Source organism: Vibrio halioticoli NBRC 102217 (assembly GCF_000496695.1).
GTDB classification, from domain to species: Bacteria; Pseudomonadota; Gammaproteobacteria; order Enterobacterales; family Vibrionaceae; genus Vibrio; species Vibrio halioticoli.
Genome location: NZ_BAUJ01000033.1, coordinates 46,664 through 53,011 on the forward strand (window position 1 = coordinate 46,664; position 6,348 = coordinate 53,011).

At 45.9% G+C, this 6,348-nt stretch carries 7 protein-coding genes; 1 reads left to right on the forward strand and 6 read right to left on the reverse strand.

The window, feature by feature from the left end:
- Window positions 1-3: 3 nt before the first annotated feature.
- The 3 genes from frdC to frdA are packed head-to-tail and all read right to left on the reverse strand — an operon-like array spanning window position 4 to window position 2,947.
- Complete coding sequence (gene frdC / locus VHA01S_RS11210; RefSeq protein ID WP_023404492.1) at window positions 4-387, reverse strand: fumarate reductase subunit FrdC; 384 nt, start codon at window positions 385-387, stop codon at window positions 4-6.
- Entirely contained in the window at window positions 387-1,124 is a 738-nt protein-coding gene (locus VHA01S_RS11215) for a succinate dehydrogenase/fumarate reductase iron-sulfur subunit (protein WP_023404493.1), read from the reverse strand. The genes frdC and VHA01S_RS11215 overlap by 1 nt, the downstream gene beginning before the upstream one ends.
- Window positions 1,124-2,947: a fumarate reductase (quinol) flavoprotein subunit gene (gene frdA, locus VHA01S_RS11220; RefSeq protein ID WP_023404494.1), complete on the reverse strand. Its 1,824-nt coding sequence runs from the start codon at window positions 2,945-2,947 to the stop codon at window positions 1,124-1,126. Before frdA ends, VHA01S_RS11215 begins: the two co-directional genes overlap by 1 nt.
- A gap of 227 nt (window positions 2,948-3,174) precedes the next feature.
- Here frdA and epmA point away from each other — a divergent pair, with 227 nt between their 5' ends.
- The gene (gene epmA / locus VHA01S_RS11225) at window positions 3,175-4,149 is read left to right on the forward strand and encodes an elongation factor P--(R)-beta-lysine ligase (RefSeq protein ID WP_023404496.1); all 975 of its coding nucleotides are present in this window, start codon (window positions 3,175-3,177) and stop codon (window positions 4,147-4,149) included.
- Window positions 4,150-4,156: 7 nt separating this feature from the next.
- Here epmA and VHA01S_RS11230 read toward each other — a convergent pair whose 3' ends face one another.
- From VHA01S_RS11230 to VHA01S_RS11240, 3 genes are all read right to left on the reverse strand, one after another.
- A complete protein-coding gene (locus VHA01S_RS11230; protein ID WP_039970751.1) occupies window positions 4,157-5,044 on the reverse strand; it encodes a DMT family transporter in 888 nt (295 codons plus the stop codon).
- Window positions 5,045-5,134: 90 nt separating this feature from the next.
- On the reverse strand, window positions 5,135-5,854 hold the full coding sequence (locus tag VHA01S_RS11235) for a glycerophosphodiester phosphodiesterase (RefSeq protein WP_023404498.1): 720 nt from the start codon (window positions 5,852-5,854) through the stop codon (window positions 5,135-5,137).
- Window positions 5,855-5,866: 12 nt separating this feature from the next.
- The coding region (locus VHA01S_RS11240) for an SLC13 family permease (RefSeq protein WP_023404499.1) at window positions 5,867-6,348 on the reverse strand (482 nt) is incomplete at its 5' end.

Consider the following 6,348-nt stretch of genomic DNA (forward strand, 5'->3'; position numbering starts at 1 on the left):
TCCTTATACAATGACGAGAACAATTAGAGAAATAAAGGCCACAACAGCCCACTGTGCTAGTACGATAGCTTTTCCATCGATGGCCTTCCCTTTGAAGCGCATCGGCATTACCTGCGGCATCATGTTGAAGAAGGTAAATGCGTGAAACAAACTGCCTAACAACGCCAAAATATTAATAAGAATGACGATAGGGTTTCTCATAAACTCTAACCAACTTGCCCAAGCTTCTGGTCCTTTAACCAGTGAGCCTAAACCGATAGTGATGAAGAGAGTAAATAGAATTAACGGTAAAACCGTTGCTTCTCGCACCATATAAAAACGATAGAAAGGATGGTTCTTCCACCAAGTACGCTTCATATCACGCACGTAAGGTTTACGATTACTCATTACGCATCCTCCGGTTTCAGCATAGCAATCACAAAGTCTTTTGATGATTCAATCTTACCTTGGTTTACCGCACCTGCAGGATCAACACTCTTCGGACATACCACAGAGCAGTAGCCGACAAATGTACAGCCCCAAGCGCCGTTGTCACCGTTGATAAGTTCCATACGTTCTTGTTTACCGTTATCACGGCTATCTAGGTTGTAGCGATGCGCTAGGGTTAGCGCCGCTGGGCCTAGGAAGTCAGGATTCAAACCAAACTGAGGACATGCTGCATAGCAAAGACCACAGTTGATACAAGCGGCAAACTGCTTATAACGCGCCATTTGCTCAGGAGTTTGCAGGTTAGTGCCATCTTCTGGAGTGCGGTCATTACCAATGATGTAAGGTTTGATAGCTTCTAGGCGCTCAATAAATGGCGTCATATCTACAATCAAATCTTTTTCGATTGGGAAGTTTGCTAGCGGTTCAATGGTGAGCCCATTCGGGTAATCACGTAGGAAGGTTTTACAGGCAAGTTTTGGTACATTATCCACCATGATGCCACATGAACCACAGATCGCCATTCGGCAAGACCAGCGATAGGCTAAGTCTTTGTCTAGGTGGTCTTTGATGTAACCAATCGCATCTAGTACAGACATAGTTTCATCAAACGGCACTTCAAAGGATTGCATGTACGGTTCTGCATCTTTCTCTGGATCGTAACGCAGAATATCTACTTTTTGAATGCGAGCTGGCATTACTGTTGCTCCTTCTCGTTATTCGCTGCTTTGTCTTCTGCTGCTTTTTCTTCCGCAGCAGCTGCTTCAGCTGCCTCACCGTACAGGCGAGCTTTAGGTTGTGATTTGGTGATTTTAACTGGGCTGTAGTCGATACTAGGCCCTTTGTTTGGTGCATAGAATGCGAGAGAGTGCTTCAAGAAGTTCTCATCATCACGCTCTGTACAACCTTCATCAAGGCGTTGGTGAGCACCACGAGACTCTTTACGCAGCAATGCTGAGTGAGCCATAGCTTCTGCGACTTCTAGGCCGTAACCCACTTCGATAGCGTACAGTAGGTCAGTGTTGAACACTTTGCCTTTGTCTTTGATGCTAATTTTCTTATAACGTTCTTTTAGCTCAGTCAGCTTATCAATGGTCTCTTGCATGAGGTCTTCACTGCGGTAGATACCACAGCCAGCTTCCATGGTGTTACCCATTTCAGTACGAATGGTTGCCCAGTTTTCGTCGCCTTCTTGATCCAGTAGAGCTTGAATGCGCGCTTCAACCAACTCTACTTGAGAGTTAATTGCGTCGTCGTCCCAACCTTCAAATTCAGTGGCACGTTTCACTGCGTGTTCACCGGCAACGCGACCAAATACGACAAACTCTGCCAAAGAGTTAGAACCTAAGCGGTTTGCACCGTGCAGACCAACAGAAGCACATTCACCAACCGCGAATAGACCTTTGATGCGTGTTTCACAAGTTTGGTTGGTTTCAATACCACCCATGGTGTAGTGAACCGTAGGGCGGATAGGGATAGGCTCTTTTGCTGGATCAACGTTGACATACGCTTTAGCCAGTTCACAGATGAAAGGTAGGCGCTCTTGCAGATACTCTTCACCTAAGTGACGAAGATCTAGGTGCACTACATCACCCAGTGGGTGCTTGATGGTATTGCCTTTTTGTTGCTCGTGCCAGAATGCTTGCGATACTTTATCGCGAGGGCCAAGCTCCATGTGTTTGTTTTTCGGTTGGCCAACAGGTGTTTCTGGTCCCATACCGTAGTCTTGTAAGTAACGGTAGCCATCTTTGTTGACAATAATGCCACCTTCACCACGACAACCTTCGGTCATCAAGATACCCGTACCCGGTAAACCTGTTGGGTGATATTGAACAAATTCCATGTCACGAAGAGGTACACCATGGCGATAAGCCATTGCCATGCCGTCACCTGTTACGATGCCGCCGTTGGTATTAGTGTGGTAAACACGACCTGCGCCACCAGTTGCAAGTACAACAGATTTTGCTTTGATGGTGACTAATTCACCTTCGGCCATATGAATGGCAATTAAACCTTGAACTTCGTTATCGACAACGAGAAGGTCAACTACAAAGTACTCATCAAAACGTTTGATTTGTGGATATTTAATCGAGGTTTGGAAAAGAGTATGCAACATGTGGAAGCCGGTCTTATCTGCGGCAAACCAAGTGCGTTCAACTTTCATACCACCAAAACGACGAACGTTAATTTCGCCATTTTCTTTGCGGCTCCATGGACAACCCCATTGTTCCATTTGGATCATTTCACGGGTTGAGTTTTCGACAAAGTATTCAACTACGTCTTGCTCACAAAGCCAGTCACCACCACCAACAGTATCATTGAAATGGTTGTCTAAGCTGTCTTCTTCTTTGACTACGGCTGCAGATCCACCCTCAGCCGCTACAGTGTGCGAGCGCATTGGGTAAACTTTGGAAATTAGTGCAACTTCCAATTCAGGGTTTGCTTCTGCTGCTGCGATAGCAGTTCGAAGACCGGCACCCCCTGCGCCGATGACCGCGATATCTGTGTGTAATACTTTCACAGTTATCCTCCAGATTGTAGGCAGTTTTACCTGCTTGTGATTATCGAAATATTAAAAATGTTATCAGCTATTTTAATGGATACGTGTCGTGAAAAAATTGATTTATCTAGTCATTTGGGGGTAGTAGAACATAAAAACCTTAAAAAGAGTGGGGTATGTGATCATAATCATGCAAAAATAAGGGCCGATTCAATGAATAAAATCCCATTTACCGCAAAGGGCGTTATATGACTATTTCCAATTGGCAGCCTTCCGCTAGCATTCAGGCGTTAAAAAGAAGAGCAGAAATCGTAGCTAAAATTAGACAATTCTTTGCCCAGAGAAATGTTTTAGAAGTCGATACGCCGGCTATGAGTCATGCGACAGTCACTGACATTCATTTGCATACCTTTCAAACTGAGTTTGTCGGCCCTGGATATGCTGATGGTAAAAAACTGTACTTCATGACCAGCCCAGAGTTTCATATGAAACGTCTGCTTGCTGCCGGAAGCGGTTGTATTTATCAAATAGCGAAGGCGTTTCGTAATGAAGAAGCAGGTCGTTACCACAACCCTGAATTTACTCTTTTAGAGTGGTATAGAGTGGGGTTTGATCACCATGATCTAATGGATGAAATGGAACAACTGTTGCAATTGGTTCTAGGTTGCAACAAAGCCCATCGCATGACTTATCAACAAGCTTTTCTTTCTGTGCTCAATGTCTGTCCACTAGAAGCGAGTATGTCTGAGTTAAAAGCGGTAGCCGCTTCGTTAGGGTTAGCCGATATAGCCGAGAAAGAATCGGACAGAGATACTTTGCTACAGCTGTTATTTAGTGTGGGAGTAGAAGAGAAAATAGGTCAAGAAGCGCCGGCTTTTGTTTATGACTTCCCTGCATCACAAGCCGCGCTAGCGAAAATCAATGCTGGTGATAAGCGAGTGGCTGATCGTTTTGAAGTGTATTTTAAAGGCATAGAGTTAGCTAATGGCTTCCATGAACTCGATAACCCTGAAGAGCAATTACGCCGCTTTGAAGATGACAATACGAAACGTCAGCAAATGGGGTTAGCGCCGCAACCGATTGATTATCATTTGATTGAAGCACTGCGACATGGCTTGCCGCAGTGTTCTGGTGTTGCATTGGGCATAGATAGATTGATTATGCTGGCGTGTCAGCAACAGCATATCAACGATATTACCGCGTTTACGTTTTCTCGTGCTTAGCGCTCCCCTAACTGACAATCAAGCCAGTACCAACAACGGCTAAAATCGCGCCATACCACGCATAGCGATTTGGTCGTTGTTTGGTAATAAACCATAATAGCGGCAGTATCATAATAGGGGTGGTCGATGAGAGCAGCGCAACCATACCCACATTACCTTCTTGCAACGCATACAAGATCAATGTCATTCCTACTGCCATCGCCAAAAATCCATTTAGCGCCGTAATAGCAAAAATCTTTAAGTTAATACGGTTGACCGCTTTTGCTTGTTTGGCTCCGCAAGCTAAAAATAGAGAGTGGGCAACAAAAGCGGTAATCATGCGAATGGCTGAGGCGGCAATAGGGTCGATATCGGTTTGCATTACCGGTTTAGCAATAATGCCACCTAAGGCTTGGCAAAGTGCGGCCAACAGACCAATGCCAATGCTGATGTTCATTTTTCCCTGTATGGCTTCCCAATCATGTTGTCCTGTTTGTTTGCGCCCAAAAAAGATGGCGATCACCACACCAGAAAACACCAAAATGGCGCCGAGCAGTTCCATCCCTTGCCATTTTTCGTTGAACAGCCAGTAGCCGATCACTGCAGAAAAAACCGCATGGCAAGAAAAGAGTAATCCAGCGCGTCTCGGTCCCATACGGTTCATACAGGCAAATAGTGCGGTATCACCAATAAAGATACCAATTAGCCCTGAGAGGGCCATAGGCGTGACATGCACACTGCTTACCGTGCTCCATCCACCGGTGATAAATGCCATTGCGGTAAGCATGACGGCGGTACAGCCCATTCGCCAGCGACTATAGGCAAAAGGCCCTAAGTGGCGAGCAGGTTTGACAGATATAAGGCTAGATATTGCCCATAAGAAGGCCGCAGCAAGGGCCAACCATTCGTATCCCATGGTCATTATTGAAGTTGCTTAAAAGGTAGCGTCAATATGCCCCATATCGTGTCGATTAGAAACCCTTGCGTTTATGGTATTTTTATCCTTCTAAGGCCAGAATGGACGCTGAACGGTATTAGGGGAGAAGTAGTCAACGGCGTTACTTGGTGCATCACAGAAAACACCATCCACTCCCATGTTGTGCAGACGTTGCCAATCTTGCGGACGATTGACGGTATACACAAACACTTTTAAGCCACGCATTTTAGCGTCCTGCACCATTTCACTGTCCACCACATCGATATCAACATTGATGCTATAGGCATTTAACTGCTCAGCGAACTGGCATAAGCCAATCGGCTTGTTGGCGGTTAGAGCCGCTATTTTGGTTGCAGGACGTAGACGGTTTAACTCGGCTAGCCAATGATGATTAAACGAGGACACAAGCAATTGTTCATTGCTGAACTGACAGTGGGTAATGGCATAATCTAAATGCTCCAGCAAAAGCGCCATATCATCCATGCCTTTGAGTTCGATATTTAAGGCGCAGCGACCGGATAAGCTCTGGAAGGTTTCCTTGAGCGTGGGTATGTGTTCGCCTTGCCCCGCATCGAGTTTTTTGAGTTTCTCTAGCGAAAACCAGTTGAGTGGACCTGAGCCATTAGTGGTCCGGTTGACCCAGCTATCATGAATAACCCATAACTCGCCATGATGCTGGTGGATATCCAATTCAATGGCGGTAGCTCCGCCAGCCAATGCTTGTTCAAAGGCAAGCAAAGTGTTTTCTGGGTGAGTTTCTCTCGCCCCTCGGTGCGCAATCACCAGCATGGTTTTTCCTTTTTAAGTCAGTAGGAACATAGCAATATACACCAGAGCCAAACCTACGATACCCAAAATAACCCCAGTTTTTGCCATATCTTTGCTTTCAATTAAACCGGTTGAATACGCTAGCGAGTTAGGAGGCGTGGACACAGGTAAAATCATACCCAGTGACGCAGAGAAGGCGACGACTACTAATAGCCCTTGCAAACCACCTACCGCCACCAGGCTTGGCATAGAGGCGCCAATGGCGGCTGCAATCGGCATCAATAAGTTAGCGGTTGCGGTGTTGGACATAAAGTTCGCCATCAGCCAGCAAATAATCGATAAGGTGATGACTACTGCAACCGGAGATAGGCTCTGATAATCAATCGAATGCGCTAAAGCACTGGCAAGTCCTGTTTTATCCAAAGCCAAACCAATGGCAATACCACCGGCGACCAACCACAGTACATCCCAGTTGATCTGCTTAATTTCAGCTTTGCCCATAATCCCCGTTAGGG